At 66.3% G+C, this 15,070-nt stretch carries 12 protein-coding genes; 8 read left to right on the forward strand and 4 right to left on the reverse strand.

The annotated features are described in order from the left end of the window. Positions 1–31 precede the first annotated feature (31 nt). From prmA to ACZ9C1_RS15500, 8 genes are all read left to right on the forward strand, one after another. Complete coding sequence (prmA, locus tag ACZ9C1_RS15465; protein ID WP_110701763.1) at positions 32–910, forward strand: 50S ribosomal protein L11 methyltransferase; 879 nt, start codon at positions 32–34, stop codon at positions 908–910. 43 nt (positions 911–953) lie between these two features. Beyond that, the gene (locus ACZ9C1_RS15470) at positions 954–2,285 is read left to right on the forward strand and encodes a DUF3426 domain-containing protein (protein ID WP_457378385.1); all 1,332 of its coding nucleotides are present in this window, start codon (positions 954–956) and stop codon (positions 2,283–2,285) included. 205 nt (positions 2,286–2,490) lie between these two features. Beyond that, entirely contained in the window at positions 2,491–3,504 is a 1,014-nt protein-coding gene (dusB, locus tag ACZ9C1_RS15475) for a tRNA dihydrouridine synthase DusB (protein ID WP_102683176.1), read from the forward strand. Continuing rightward, positions 3,501–3,821, forward strand: a complete 321-nt coding sequence (gene fis / locus ACZ9C1_RS15480) for a DNA-binding transcriptional regulator Fis (RefSeq protein WP_011535876.1) — start codon at positions 3,501–3,503, stop codon at positions 3,819–3,821. Before dusB ends, fis begins: the two co-directional genes overlap by 4 nt. A gap of 78 nt (positions 3,822–3,899) precedes the next feature. Further along, positions 3,900–5,507, forward strand: a complete 1,608-nt coding sequence (gene purH, locus ACZ9C1_RS15485) for a bifunctional phosphoribosylaminoimidazolecarboxamide formyltransferase/IMP cyclohydrolase (RefSeq protein ID WP_023630842.1) — start codon at positions 3,900–3,902, stop codon at positions 5,505–5,507. A gap of 181 nt (positions 5,508–5,688) precedes the next feature. Next, positions 5,689–6,981 (forward strand): phosphoribosylamine--glycine ligase, encoded by a 1,293-nt coding sequence (gene purD / locus ACZ9C1_RS15490; protein WP_046854049.1) that lies wholly within the window; start codon positions 5,689–5,691, stop codon positions 6,979–6,981. Between the two features lie 136 nt (positions 6,982–7,117). Then, positions 7,118–9,892, forward strand: a complete 2,775-nt coding sequence (locus ACZ9C1_RS15495) for a hybrid sensor histidine kinase/response regulator (protein ID WP_476254157.1) — start codon at positions 7,118–7,120, stop codon at positions 9,890–9,892. Positions 9,893–10,021: 129 nt separating this feature from the next. Beyond that, positions 10,022–10,618, forward strand: coding sequence for a MarC family protein (locus tag ACZ9C1_RS15500; protein ID WP_023633040.1), 597 nt, complete (start codon positions 10,022–10,024; stop codon positions 10,616–10,618). 12 nt (positions 10,619–10,630) lie between these two features. Here the strand turns inward: ACZ9C1_RS15500 and cobJ are convergent, their stop codons facing one another. The 4 genes from cobJ to cobG are packed head-to-tail and all read right to left on the reverse strand — an operon-like array spanning position 10,631 to position 14,994. Then, positions 10,631–12,331: a precorrin-3B C(17)-methyltransferase gene (gene cobJ / locus ACZ9C1_RS15505; RefSeq protein WP_476254158.1), complete on the reverse strand. Its 1,701-nt coding sequence runs from the start codon at positions 12,329–12,331 to the stop codon at positions 10,631–10,633. Beyond that, positions 12,319–13,053, reverse strand: coding sequence for a precorrin-2 C(20)-methyltransferase (locus tag ACZ9C1_RS15510; RefSeq protein WP_102683173.1), 735 nt, complete (start codon positions 13,051–13,053; stop codon positions 12,319–12,321). The genes cobJ and ACZ9C1_RS15510 overlap by 13 nt, the downstream gene beginning before the upstream one ends. Then, the gene (locus tag ACZ9C1_RS15515) at positions 13,050–13,676 is read right to left on the reverse strand and encodes a precorrin-8X methylmutase (protein ID WP_046854044.1); all 627 of its coding nucleotides are present in this window, start codon (positions 13,674–13,676) and stop codon (positions 13,050–13,052) included. Before ACZ9C1_RS15515 ends, ACZ9C1_RS15510 begins: the two co-directional genes overlap by 4 nt. After that, positions 13,669–14,994 (reverse strand): precorrin-3B synthase, encoded by a 1,326-nt coding sequence (gene cobG, locus ACZ9C1_RS15520; RefSeq protein WP_476254159.1) that lies wholly within the window; start codon positions 14,992–14,994, stop codon positions 13,669–13,671. Before cobG ends, ACZ9C1_RS15515 begins: the two co-directional genes overlap by 8 nt. Positions 14,995–15,070: the final 76 nt, after the last annotated feature.

A 15,070-nucleotide genomic window follows, 5' to 3' on the forward strand; every position in this document is an offset into this window, starting at 1 on the left:
TGCCCCTGTCGATTTACCAAAGGTGCCCGCCATGCCCTGGCTGCAAGTACGCCTGGCCATCAGCCCGGAACAAGCCGAAACCTACGAAGACGCCCTGCTTGAAGTGGGTGCTGTCTCGGTGACCTTCATGGACGCCGAAGACCAGCCGATCTTCGAACCGGACCTCAACACCACCCCACTGTGGTCGCACACGCACTTGCTGGCGCTGTTCGAGGCCGATGCCGAGCCCGAGCAGGTGTTCGCCCACCTGCGCCTGCTGACCGGCGCCGAGCTCCCCGAGTACCAGGCCGAGGTGATCGAGGACCAGGACTGGGAGCGCAGCTGGATGGACAACTTCCAGCCGATGCGTTTCGGCCAGCGCCTGTGGATCGTGCCGAGCTGGCACGAAGCCCCGGAAAAGGACGCGGTAAACCTGCTGCTCGACCCGGGCCTGGCCTTTGGCACGGGCACCCACCCGACCACCGCGCTGTGCCTGGAATGGCTCGACGGCCAGCAGCTGCAAGACACGCAAGTGCTCGACTTCGGCTGCGGCTCGGGCATCCTGGCCATTGCCGCGCTGCTGCTCGGCGCCCGCCACGCGGTCGGCACCGACATCGACGTGCAGGCTATCGAGGCCTCCCGTGACAACGCCCAGCGCAACGGCATTGCCGACGACACGTTCGACCTGTACCTGCCCGAGCAGATGCCGGCGATGCAGGCCGACGTGCTGGTGGCCAACATCCTGGCCGGCCCGCTGGTAGCGCTGGCGCCGCAGCTGTCCGGCCTGGTGCGCCCCGGCGGCCTGCTGGCGCTGTCGGGCATCCTCGCCGAACAGGGCGAGGAAGTGGCCGCTGCCTATGCCGCCGACTTCGACCTGGACCCGATCGTCGTGCGCGACGGCTGGGTACGTATCAGTGGTCGCCGCCGCTAAGCGCGCCTAGACTCATCTCCTGCACAGCTTCCCGGACAGCCGCATGACCGACAGTTTCGTCACCCAGTGCCCGCATTGCCAGACCAGCTTTCGCGTCACCCATCACCAGTTGAGCGTGGCCCGCGGCGTGGTGCGCTGCGGCCAATGCCTGCAGGTGTTCAACGCGGCGAAGCAACTGCTGGAGCAGAACCGCGCCACGGCTGGCGAAGGCGACATTCGTGCGCCGGTGCCGGCAGTCGAGCCGGCCGTGCCAGCGCCCGCAGCCGTGCAACCGGAGGCCGCCCCGCCGGCACCGAGCGAAGACAACTGGACGGTCACGGCCGAGGAACTGGATGCCCTCGACCTCGACCAGGAACTGGCGCGCCTTGAACGGCGCAGCCCGGGTGATCGGCGCGCAGCTCCGGCCAAGGGCATGCTCCAGGCCCGCCGCGACGATCAACTCGGCGATGGGCCTGGCGATGAACCGTTCGGCACCGCCACTGACGGCGACCGTGAGCCGGCGCAGGAGCGCGAGGACGCACCGATGCTGGTCGAGCAGGAGCCGCTTGACCTGGCACCGGCCGACGACGAGCGCACCGAGCCTACCCTCGGCGCGACCAGCCTCGATCTGGACGATGAACCACCAGTGCGCGATCGGACACTCGACGACGACCTCGACGAACCCTCGCGGCAGCTGTCCAGCCATGACGCACCGGTGCCGGAAAAGGGCCTTTCGGCGCTGGACGACGAGGTGCACAGCGCACCGTTCTCGGCCCGCGACGATGACCCCGACGAACATCCCGGGCAGCGCCTGGAACCGAGCCTGGCCGCCAAGCCCGAACGCTCGCGCAAGGAGCCGCTGGTCGACGTGGTCGACGACCCGTTGCAGTTGGGCTGGGAAAAGCCCGCCCCGAACTGGGGCAAGCGCCTGCTGTGGGGTTTCCTGACCCTGCTGGCCGCGGGCCTGCTGGCATTCCAGTACGTCTGGTTCCACTTCGACGAAATGGCCCGCCAGGACCAGTATCGCCCCTGGTTCCAGCAGCTGTGTCCGATGTTCGGCTGCCAGGTGCCGACCCGCGTCGACATCTCGCGGATCAAGAGCAGCAACCTGGTAGTGCGTAGCCACCCGGACTTCAAAGGGGCGCTGATCGTCGACGCGATCATCTACAACCGCGCGCCCTTCGCCCAGCCCTTCCCGCTGCTCGAGCTGCGCTTCGCCGACCTCAACGGCCAGCTGATCGCCAGCCGGCGCTTCAAGCCCAGCGAGTACCTGTCGGGCGAGCTGGCCGGGCGCGGCGAGATGCCCAGCCAGACGCCGATCCACATCGCCCTGGACATCCTCGACCCTGGGCCGAAGGCGGTGAACTACAGCCTGAGCTTCCGTTCGCCAGAATAAGCGACAGGCGGCAAGCTTCAAGCCGCAGGTAAAAGCCTGTCTGCAGGCCTCTTGCAGCTTGAAGCTCGCCACTTGGCACTGGGTGTCATAACGCCGCAACTGTTCAGATTTTATCCAGATTCATCTTTATCCGGTCATCGAGAGCGGGTATCATGCCATCCCTTTTTCGAACTCCAATGATTCGGCCCCACAACAGGGAACACCTATGTCGGCGGTACGCATCGGCCCTTACACACTGCAGAACAACCTGATCCTGGCCCCCATGGCCGGCGTCACGGACCAACCTTTCCGAACGCTGTGCAAACGCCTTGGCGCGGGCATGGTGGTGTCGGAGATGGTTTCCAGCGACATGCGCCTGTGGAACAGCCGCAAGTCGAGCCTGCGCCGCATCCACGAAGGTGATCCCGAGCCACGCTCGGTGCAGATCGCCGGTGGCGACGCGCAGATGATGGCCGAGGCGGCCCGGGCCAACGTCGAGGCCGGCGCGCAGATCATCGATATCAACATGGGTTGCCCGGCGAAAAAAGTCTGCAACAAGGCCGCAGGCTCTGCTTTATTGAGAGATGAAGCCTTGGTCACCGAAATCCTCCATGCCGTCGTCGGCGCCGTGGACGTACCGGTGACGCTGAAGATCCGCACCGGCTGGGACCGGGCGAGCAAGAACGGCCTGAACGTGGCGAAGATCGCCGAACAGGCCGGCATCCAGGCGCTGGCGGTGCATGGCCGCACACGCGCCGACCTGTACACCGGTGACGCCGAGTACGACACCATCGCCGCGATCAAGCAGGCGGTGTCGATCCCGGTATTCGCCAACGGCGACATCACCTCGCCGGAAAAGGCCCGGGCGGTGCTGCATGCCACCGGCGCCGACGGCCTGCTGATCGGCCGTGCCGCCCAGGGGCGGCCGTGGATTTTCCGCGAGGTCGAGCATTACCTGCGCACGGGCGAGCACCTCCCCGCCCCGGCGCTGGACGAAGTAGAACGCATTCTGCTGGAGCACCTGGCCGCGCTGCATGCCTTCTATGGCGATGTGATGGGCGTGCGGATCGCCCGCAAGCACGTTGGCTGGTACCTGGCAACCCGACCTGGCGGCAAGGAGTTCCGCAGCCAGTTCAACGCTTTGCAAGACACACAAGCGCAGTGCGCCAACGTTCAGGCGTTTTTCGCCGAACGTCGACAGAGCCTTGGGACAGAGGACGAACAAGGGGTGGCCGCATGACGATGATGACCGAGACATTAGTGAGTGGAACAACGCCCGTGAGCGACAACGCCAACCTCAAGCAGCACCTGAACACGCCGAGCGAAGAGGGCCAGACCCTGCGCGACAGCGTCGAGAAGGCACTGCACAACTACTTCGCCCACCTGGAAGGCGCTACCGTCACGGACGTGTACAACCTGGTGCTCTCGGAAGTCGAGGCGCCCCTGCTCGAATGCGTGATGAACTACGTCAAGGGCAACCAGACCAAGGCCAGCGAGATGCTCGGGCTCAACCGAGGCACGCTGCGCAAGAAGCTCAAGCAGTACGATCTGTTGTAAGGCCAGAACCCCAACCAAAAAGGCGCTCATGCAAAGAGGCGCCTTTTTTGCTGACTCCACCGCGTTATGGAATCTGAAATGACCGACCAGACTACCCGCCTGCCGATCCGCCGCGCCCTGATCAGCGTCTCCGACAAGACCGGTATCCTCGAATTCGCCCGTGAGCTGCAGCAGCTCGGTGTCGAGATCCTGTCCACCGGCGGCACCTACAAGCTGCTCAAGGACAATGGCGTGAACGCGGTGGAAGTGGCCGACTACACCGGCTTCGCCGAAATGATGGACGGCCGGGTCAAGACCCTGCATCCGAAGATCCACGGCGGCATCCTGGGCCGTCGCGGCACCGACGACGCCATCATGAACGAGCATGGCATCAAGCCGATCGACCTGGTCGCGGTCAACCTGTACCCGTTCGAAGCCACCATCAGCAAGCCGGGCTGCGACCTGCCGACCGCCATCGAGAACATCGACATCGGCGGCCCGACCATGGTCCGTTCCGCGGCGAAGAACCACAAGGACGTGGCCATCGTGGTCAACGCCAGCGATTACGCCGGCATTGTCGAAGGCCTGAAAGCCGGCGGCCTGACCTACGCCCAGCGCTTCGACCTGATGCTCAAGGCCTTCGAGCACACCGCCGCCTACGACGGCATGATCGCCAACTACATGGGCACCATCGACCAGGCCAAGGACACCCTGTCCACAGAAGACCGCAGCGAGTTCCCGCGCACCTTCAACAGCCAGTTCGTCAAGGCCCAGGAAATGCGCTACGGCGAGAACCCGCACCAGAGCGCGGCGTTCTACGTCGAGGCCAAGAAAGGCGAAGCCAGCATCTCCACCGCCATCCAGCTGCAAGGCAAGGAGCTTTCGTTCAACAACGTGGCCGACACCGACGCCGCGCTGGAGTGCGTGAAGAGCTTCGTCAAGCCGGCCTGCGTCATCGTCAAGCACGCCAACCCGTGCGGCGTGGCCGTGGTGCCTGAAGACGAAGGCGGTATCCGCAAGGCCTACGACCTGGCCTACGCCACCGACACCGAGTCGGCGTTCGGCGGCATCATCGCCTTCAACCGCGAGCTGGATGGCGAAACCGCCAAAGCCATCGTCGAGCGCCAGTTCGTCGAAGTGATCATCGCCCCGAAAATCTCCCAGGCCGCCCGCGAAGTCGTGGCCGCCAAGCAGAACGTGCGTCTGCTGGAGTGCGGCGAGTGGCCAGCCGAGCGCGCCGCCGGTTGGGACTTCAAGCGCGTCAACGGTGGCCTGCTGGTGCAGAGCCGCGATATCGGCATGATCACTGCCGACGACCTGAAGATCGTCACCAAGCGTGCGCCGACCGAGCAGGAAATCCACGACCTGGTGTTTGCCTGGAAAGTGGCCAAGTTCGTCAAGTCCAACGCCATCGTCTACGCCAAGCAGCGCCAGACCATCGGCGTCGGCGCTGGCCAGATGAGCCGCGTCAACTCCGCGCGCATCGCCGCGATCAAGGCCGAGCATGCCGGCCTGCAAGTGCAGGGCGCGGTAATGGCCTCGGATGCGTTCTTCCCGTTCCGTGATGGCATCGACAACGCGGCTAAAGTGGGTATCAGCGCCGTGATCCAGCCAGGTGGTTCGATGCGCGATGCCGAAGTCATCGCCGCCGCCGACGAGGCCGGTATCGCCATGGTATTCACCGGCATGCGCCACTTCCGCCACTGATTATGGCAATCGGCCGCACTGAAGCAGGCATCTGCTGCGTTGGGGCCGGTTCCGCTGATGCTCATTGCCATAAGGCAACTGCGCTCATCGGAACCGTCCCCGCCTTGCATCTACCTGTTTCAGTGCGACCTCGTACAGCGAGGGGCGCTGCCTCTCGTTCGACAGATTTCGAGGTTTTGACATGAAAGTTTTGATCATCGGCAGCGGCGGTCGTGAACACGCCCTGGCCTGGAAAGTCGCCCAGGACCCACGGGTCGAGAAAATCTTCGTGGCGCCGGGTAACGCCGGCACCGCCAGCGAAGCCAAGTGCGAGAACGTCGCCATTGACGTCACTGCCCTGGAGCAACTGGCCGACTTCGCCGAGAAGAACGTCGACCTGACCATCGTCGGCCCGGAAGCGCCGCTGGTCATCGGTGTCGTGGACCTGTTCCGCAGCCGTGGCCTGGACTGCTTCGGCCCGACCAAGGGCGCGGCCCAGCTGGAAGGCTCCAAGGCCTTCACCAAGGACTTCCTGGCCCGCCACAAGATCCCGACTGCCGACTACCAGAACTTCACTGAGATCGAGCCGGCCCTGGCCTACCTGCGTGAGAAAGGCGCGCCGATCGTGATCAAGGCCGACGGCCTGGCCGCCGGTAAAGGCGTAATCGTCGCCATGACCCTGCAGGAAGCCGAAGACGCCGTGCGCGACATGCTTGCCGGCAACGCCTTCGGTGAAGCCGGTTCGCGCGTGGTGATCGAAGAGTTCCTCGACGGCGAGGAAGCCAGCTTCATCGTCATGGTCGATGGCCACAACGTGCTGCCAATGGCCACCAGCCAGGATCACAAGCGTGTCGGCAACCAGGACACCGGCCCGAACACCGGCGGCATGGGTGCCTACTCCCCAGCGCCAGTGGTCACCGCCGACGTGCACCAGCGCGTGATGGACCAGGTGATCTGGCCAACCGTGCGCGGCATGGCCGAGGAAGGCAACGTCTACACCGGCTTCCTGTATGCCGGCCTGATGATCGACAAGGCGGGCAACCCCAAGGTCATCGAGTTCAACTGCCGCTTCGGCGACCCGGAAACCCAGCCGGTCATGCTGCGCCTGGAGTCGAGCCTGGTGCTGCTGATCGAAGCCGCCTTTGCCAAGGCCCTGGACAAGGTCGAAGCGCAATGGGACCCGCGCCCGAGCCTGGGCGTGGTGCTGGCCGCCGGTGGTTACCCGGGCGACTACGCCAAGGGCGCCGTGATCAGCGGCCTGGACGCCGCCGCCAAGCTGCAAGGCAAGGTGTTCCACGCCGGCACCGCACTGAAGGACGGCCAGGTGGTCACCGCCGGTGGCCGCGTACTGTGCGCCACCGCCATGGGCGACACCGTCGAAGCCGCCCAGCAGCAGGCCTACCGCCTGGCCGAGCAGGTCAAGTGGGACGCCAGCTTCTACCGCAACGACATCGGCTACCGGGCCATCGCCCGCGAGCGCGGTGAGCAGCAGTAAAAGTGCAGCCAACGGTCGTGGCGCTCCCGGCGCACGGCCTTCGGCTCGTCGTCAAGGCCCCGCCGGGGCCTTGCCTTCGCCTTGGCGCGCCGCGCATAGTGGTTATCCGGCACATTAGCTAAGAAGGGATTTCGTCGTGCGTCGGCTTCGGATTGCCATAGCCCTGATCGTCAGCCTGCTGACCCTGCTCTGCCTGCTCCCGGCACACGCCGAACAGGCCGCGGGCTGGTCGGCGCTGCTCGATGAACAGGCCAACCTGCAGCTGTCCGACGTGCGCTCCGAACGCTACCGCAACCAGTTCAGCCCATTGGCCCTCGAAGAACTGGATGCCGCCCTCCCCGACCAGGCCCTGTGGTTGCACTACCGTCTGGATCCGAGCGACCAGGAACAACTGGTACGCATTTTCGCCCCCGACCTGTCACGCCTGGACCTCTACGCGCTGGAAGGCGGCAAACTGCTGCGCCAGTTGCACCATGGCCGGCAGGGCGACGGCCTCAGCCCCACCCTGCGCGGCAGGGACCACGTGCTGCCACTACCGCACAGCAACCAACCGCTGGATATCTACCTGCGGCTGGTTTCCGAACACCAGCTGCGCCCGGCCATCACTGTCGAGACCACCGCCCACGCTGCCGCCGACCAGCGCCAGTCGTTGCTGTTCGGCCTGTTGTTCGGTGGCCTGGTGATGCTGATCCTGCACAACCTGATCCGTTTTGCCTACACGCGTTCCAGTACCACGCTGGTGCTGGCGCTGTACCACGGCCTGATGTTGCTCAGCGCGCTGATCCTGCTAAACCTCAGCGGGCCCTGGTGGCACCTGTGGCACAGCGCGCAGACCCCGGCGGCCTACCTGACGCTGGTGCTGGCAGGCCTGGCCGGGTTGTATTTCACCCTGCACTTCTTCTCCCCCTGCAGTTCGGCGCGGCTCAATCGCCTGCTGCACCTGGAGATGCTGGTGGCCGCCGTCAGCGGCCTGGTACTGCTGTTCGTCGACACCCTGCCGCTGAACCTGATGACCTACGCTTTGCTCGCCCTGGGCAGCGTGAGCATGCTGCTGGTCAGCGGCTATCACTGGTACAAGGGCTACGGCCCGGCGCGCCTGTTCGCCGTGGCGATGCTGGTGTTCAACCTCGGCGGCCTGGTGCTGTTGCCGGCCCTGCTGGGCCTCACCCGCACCTCCACGCCTTGGTTGCTGTGCATCCTCATGGCGCTGACCGTGGTCAGCGGCCTGCTGCTCAACCTCGCGGTCAGCGAGCGCCTGCGCCGGATCAGCGAGGAGCGCTTTCGCGCCAGCCGCGCCCTGGCCGCCAGCGATGCCGAGATCAACGCCAAGGCCGAGTTCCTGGCCAAGATCAGCCATGAGATCCGCACCCCCATGAACGGCGTGCTGGGCATGACCGAGTTGCTGCTGGGCACGCCGCTGTCGGTCAAGCAGCGCGACTATGTGCAGACCATCCACAGCGCCGGCAACGAACTGCTCACCCTGATCAACGAAATCCTCGACATCTCCAAGCTCGAGTCGCGGCAGATCGAGCTGGACGACGTGCAGTTCGACCTCAATGCCCTGATCGAGGACTGCCTGAACATCTTCCGGGCCAAGGCCGAACAGCAGAACATCGAGCTGATCAGTTTCACCCAGCCCCAGGTGCCCCGGGTCGTCAGCGGCGATCCGACACGCCTGCGCCAGGCCTTGTCGAGTCTGCTGGACAACGCCCTGAAGAACACCAGCCAGGGCGAGATCCTGCTGGTGGTGGCCCTCGACCAGCGCGGCGACAGCCCACGCCTGCGCATCGCCGTGCAGGACAGCGGCGAGCCCATGCCGCCGGCCGAGCGTGACGCCTTGCTGCAGGCCGAGCTGCACAGTCGCCACTTCCTCTCCAGCAACAAACTCGGTGGCCACCTTGGCCTGGTGATCGCCAAGCAACTGATCGGCCTGATGCAGGGCGAGTTCGGCATAAAGACCAGCACCAGCATGGGCAACACCCTGTGGCTGACCCTGCCGCTCGACCCGCTGCGCCTGGAGCAGCCGCCCACCGACCTCGACGGCCCGCTGCGCGATGCCCGGGTACTGGTGGTGGACGACAACGACACCTGCCGCAAGGTGCTGGTGCAGCAATGCAGCGCCTGGGGCATGAACGTCAGCGCGGTGCCGTCGGGCAAGGAGGCGCTGGCCTTGCTGCGCACCAAGGCGCACCTGCGCGATTATTTCGACGCGGTGCTGCTCGACCAGAACATGCCCGGCATGACCGGCATGCAGTTGGCGGCCAAGATCAAGGAAGACCCGAGCCTGAACCACGATATCCTGGTGGTCATGCTCACCGGCATCAGCAATGCGCCGAGCAAGATCATCGCCCGCAACGCCGGGGTCAAGCGCATCCTCGCCAAGCCGGTGGCCGGCTACACGCTCAAGACCACCCTGGCCGAGGAGCTCGCCCTGCGCGGTCGCGAGCAGGCCGCGCCGCCGCTGCCGGTCGGCACCCCGGTGCCGCTGGACCTGCCCGGCGACTTCCGCATCCTGGTGGCCGAGGACAACAGCATCTCGACCAAGGTCATCCGCGGCATGCTCGGCAAGCTCAACCTCGAACCCGATACCGCCAGCAATGGTGAAGAGGCCTTGCAGGCGATGAAGGCCAAGCACTACGACCTGGTGCTGATGGACTGCGAGATGCCGGTGCTCGATGGTTTCTCCGCCACCCAGCAGCTGCGCGCCTGGGAAAGCGCCAACCAGCGCCCGCGTACCCCGGTGGTGGCATTGACCGCGCACATCCTCAACGAACACAAGGAACGCGCGCGCCTGGCCGGCATGGACGGGCACATGGCCAAGCCGGTGGAGCTGTCGCAGTTGCGCGAGCTGGTGCAGTTCTGGGCGGGGCAGCGGCAGGCGGTGTCCGACGACACCACGCAGATCCTGTAGGCGCTACCTCAGCCGCGAGGCAGCCACCACAGAATCTGGCACCCGCTTCGCGGCTGATCGCGGCTGAAGCCGCTGCTACAGGTTCCGTGCTATACAGGTGCCACCCATTCCCGCCGCGGACCCAGCGCCATGCTCCATGAGTTGTTCAGCGTTTACCTGAAAATGCTCGTGCTCTACAGCCCGTTCTTCGTGCTCTCATGTTTCATCGGCCTGACCCGCGGCCACTCCAGCAAGGAACGCAAGCAACTGGCCTGGCGGGTAGCCATTGCCACGCTGGTCGCCAGCGTGCTGCTGTACCTGTTCGGGCGGGTGATCTTCGGGGTATTCGGCATCACCGCCGACGCCTTCCGCATCGGCGCAGGCTCGGTGCTGTTCATCTCGGCGCTGGGCATGGCCCAGGGCAAGTCGGCGGTGCAGACCGACAACGTGCAGCAGGACGTGACCATCGTGCCGCTGACCATTCCGCTCACCGTCGGCCCCGGCACCATCGGTGCGTTGCTGGTGATGGGCGTGGGCCAACCGCACTGGGACGACAAGCTGCTGGCCATCGTCAGCATCGCCCTGGCCAGCTTCACCGTGGGCCTGGTGCTGTACCTCTCGCACCGTATCGAACGGATTCTCGGCGACCAGGGCCTGCAGATCGTCAGCCGCCTGATGGGGCTGTTCGTCTGCGCCTTGGCGGCGCAGATCATCTTCACCGGGATCAAGGGCTACCTGCTGCCCTGACCCCGGCTCCGCTCAGGGCTTGGCGGGGTACCAGCGCGGCGTGTACACCCACTGGCCGCCATCGGCACGGGGGAAGGTGCAGGTGGTCGAGGAGCCGACCAGCACCATGGTGCGCATGTCGACCATCTCCGGCAGCAGCTCGCCCAAGGTCACCACGCGCAGGGTCTGCCCTGGCCGGCCGATATCACGGCCCAGCACCACGGGGGTGCCTGCACCGCGATGGCGGCGTACCACCTCCAGCGCCATACCCAGCTGATGAGGGCGGGCCTTGGAGATCGGGTTGTAGAACGCCAGCACCAGATCCGCCTGGGCCGCCAGGTCGAGGCGCTTCTCGATGATCGACCAGGGTTTGAGGTTGTCCGACAGCGACATCACGCAAAAATCGTGGCCCAGTGGCGCCCCCGCCTGGGCGGCGGTAGCCAGCGAGGCCGAGACGCCGGGCAGGATCTCCAGCTCGACGCGTTGCCAGGCCGGGTCACTGGACTCGTGGAGCGCTTCGAGCACCGCGGCGGCCATGGCGAACACGCCCGGATCGCCCGACGACACTACCACCACCGCACGCCCTTGCGCCGCCAGCTCGAAGGCATGCCGAGCACGCTGCATCTCTTCGCGATTGTCGGTGCAGTGCAGCACCTGATCGTCGCGGAAGGGGCCGGCCATGCGCACGTAGGTTTCGTAACCCAGCACATCCTGCGCACGCGCCAGCTCCGCCTTGACCGCCGGCACCATCAGCTCGGCGGCACCAGGGCCCAGGCCGATCACGGCCAGGCGACCACGGCGACGGCCAACGCGGTCGATGTCGACAGGTGCTGCGCAAACACCGTGGGCGAGCCCCGCCGACGAACCTACACGCGCTTGCGGCACTGCATCAGCCAGCATTCGCTCCAGGCTTTCGGCAGCCGGGGCGAAGCGCAGGGCAACATTCAGTGCCCGTGCAGCTTCGTGCAGGGCCGGCTCCGCCATCTCGGCTTCGCTCGCCAGCAGGCAGGCCAGCGCGGGCTCGGCGATGTTCGCCCGCAGCAGTTCCTCGCGTACCTGGTGCGCCAGGTCGGCGCTACCGGCCGTGACTGCCACCACCACGCAACGCGCATGGATCAGCAGTTCGTCACGGCTGGCCGGACGCAGTGCGCTGCTCACGTGGATAGTGCGCTGCGCCTCGTCACTGGCGGGCAGCTGAACGTGTTCGAGCCACGGCGCGTCGCCTTCGACACGCACCGCCTCGCCCGCCAGCAGGTCGGAGACGAAGCGCTTGCCCTGCTCCAGGTCCGCCAGCGCGTAACCCTCGGGCGGGTTGAGCAGGCAGGTGCCGAAGCGCAGTTCGCCACTGGTGGTGATCGCCGCGCTCACACCCAGCGCCTCACCGATCTCTCGGGCCATGATATTGACCCCACCCAGGCCACCGAGCAGCGGCACCACGGCGCTGCCGTCCTCGGCCACCACCAGTACCGGTGGCTCGACGCCTTTTTCGCTCAACAGCGGCGCCAGGGTGCGAATGACGATACCCGCCGCGCACAGGGCGATGATCGGCGTGTCCTGCTGGTACAGCGCACGCAGGGTGTCGCCAAATAGTGCGTAGTATACGTCGGCCCCTTCCACGCGCCCTTCCAGGCCATGGATCAGCGCCTGTGGATAACAGGCCTGGATACGCCGCGCGGTGGCCAGGCTGCCCGGGCCGAGAATGACGATTGCCGGAGCCTTGTTCATCCCTGCCATTTCTCACCCGGCACGATGATCAGCGAGAAGTATGGCGAGGACTGTGGGTCGACCTCGTCCAGCGCGACGATCTTCTGGTTGGCCATCGTCGCCCGTTCCACGTACAGCGCACGGCTATCCATGCCCAGTTCGGCGAGCACCTGGCGCACCTTGGGGAAGTTGCGTCCCAGTTTCATGATCACTGCGGCGTCGGCATCGGCCAGACGGCGCTTGAGTTCCTCATGGGGCAACACACCGGAAAGCACGGTGAGGGTCTGGTTGCGATACACCAGCGGCGCTCCGAGCACCGAGGCGCCGCCGAGCATCGAGCACACGCCCGGGATCACCTGGGCCTCATAGCGCGAGGCCAGGCGATCATGCAGATACATGTAGGAGCCGTAGAAGAACGGGTCGCCCTCACAGATCACCGCCACGTCACGGCCGGCATCCAGGTGTTCGGCCACCTGCACGCTGGCTTCGTCGTAGAAGTCGCTGATCACCTGTTCATAGGACAGTGGTGCCGGCAGCGCCTCGGTGGTCACCGGGTACACCAGGGGCAACAGGGTCTGTTCGGCTTGCAGGTGCGCCTCGATGATGCCGAAGGCGTTGCCGCGCTTGCCCTTGGCGACGAAGTACGCCACCACCGGCGCCTCGCGCAGCAGGCGCAAGGCCTTGACCGTGATCAGCTCGGGGTCGCCCGGGCCCACGCCCAGGCCCAGCAGTCGTCCGCGTGCCTGCATCATTCCACCTCCGTGGCCAGGGCGTTGACTGCCGCGGCGGCCATCGCGCTGCCGCCCAGGCGGCCCTGCATGATCACGAACGGCACGCCGCGGCTGTCGGCAGCAAGCATGGCCTTGGATTCGGCGGCGCCGACGAAGCCGACCGGGAAGCCGAGGATCAACGCCGGTTTCGGTGCGCCGGCATCGAGCATTTCCAGCAGGTAGAACAGCGCGGTCGGCGCGTTGCCGATCACCACCACGCTGCCTTCCAGATGCGGGCGCCACAGCTCCAGGGCCACGGCGGAACGGGTGTTGCCTTCGGCCTTGGCCAGGTCCGGCACGCTCGGGTCACGCAGGGTGCAGATCACCGGGTTGTTGGCCGGCAGACGGGCGCGGGTGATGCCTTCGGCGACCATGTGCGCGTCGCAGAGGATCGGCGCGCCCTTGGCCAGGGCCTCGCGGCCGGCACTGCCGGCGCCTTCGGAGAACTGCAGGCCATCGATGGCTTCGACCATGCCGCAGGCATGGATCACGCGCACGGCGAGCTTTTCAAGATCGGCGGGGATCCGCTCGAGCCGGGCTTCCTCGCGGATGATGCGGAAGGAATTGCGATAGATCTCCTGACCATCGCGGATGTAGTCAATCATCAAGGTGCTCCGTCGGCAGGTCGAGCATGGCGCCTGCTTCTTCTGGGGTGAGGTCGGCGCCGCGCAGCCTGCCGAAGCCCGGCTGGCGCGCATCGCGCAAGTAAAGGTCATAGCGGCCCGGGGCGCGGGCCAGCAGGGTGGCCGGGGCCGTGTGGGCCATGGCGCAGGAACGTGGGCAGGCGCACAGGTGCACGCTGCCTGGGGCGCCGTGGTGCAGCAAGCCGGCCAGGGTCACGGCATCGGCCTTGGTGTCGGCCTGGCCCTTGGCGCAGCCGCTGGAGCCGGTGCAGGCGACGACCCGCGCCAGCGGGTGCTCGCTGTGACACAGCAGGCCCAGGGCTGCAAGGTGTTCGCGGGCAGGCTCCACATGGGCCGGGTTCAGGTTGGTCAGTACCAGGCTTTGCCAAGGCGTCAGGCGCAAGCTGCCATCGCCCCATTGGCGGACGACATGGGCGGCGCCGCGCAGCATGGCCGGGGTCAGGCGACCAAGGGGTGGCGCGACGCCAAGGGCCACGCCCTGGCGCTGGGGCAGCACGCCAAGCCAGGCACTTGTCGTTGCCGGGCGCTGCAAAACCAGCAATGAGGTGTCGATTTTCAGGGGCAGCCCTTCAAGGAAGTGCTCCACCGGGCACACCTGCAGCAATTGACGCATGCGCGACTGCTCGGGCGTCGCCAGGTCGAGGAAGCGCTCCAGCACCGCGCGCACCAACGCCAGCCCCTGCTCCACCGGCACCGCGCCCAGCGCCTGGCTATTCGACAGGCTGCTGGCGAGCCCGAACCGCAACCAGATCCGTCCTTCGCGTTGCATCGCGGACAGCCACAGATCATGGGCGTGCTCGAGCATCGCCAGCGCTTCGCCGCCATCGAGTTGCATGGCGAACTTGGCCGACAGCTTGTGGAGCCTGGGTGTACTTTCCAGCAGGTCAAGAATCTGCCCGGCCAACGGTCGGGTGTCGAACACCATGGCCGGATCGAGCCCGGCCAATGGGCTGACCATGAGGTTGCGCACATCATCACCGGCCGCGTCACGCGGGCCGAGCCCGGCAGCCAGCAGATGCTCGACCAGGCCCCGGTGATCATCACCGATGCCGCGAATCTGCAGATTGGCTCGGTTGGTCGCCTCGATCACGCCTCCGGCAAAACGCTCGGCGGCGTCGGCCACGGCATCGGCCTGGTCGGCCAGCAGCAGGCCACCGGGCAGCTTGATCCGGCAGATGCCGCCATCGCGCGCGGCGACGATGCGCCACAACCCCGGGCAGGCCGAGGGACGGGGCGAAACTTCGGGGGGCAGGGGCGGCGTCAAGGGGGCATCCGGCAATCGTGAAAGTGCGCTTCAGTGTAGAAGGCGCGGTATTATGCCTGCTTTGTCCGGCGGCATGAAAAACCGGTGGTCG

It is taken from the genome of Pseudomonas sp. TE21435 (assembly GCF_056279265.1).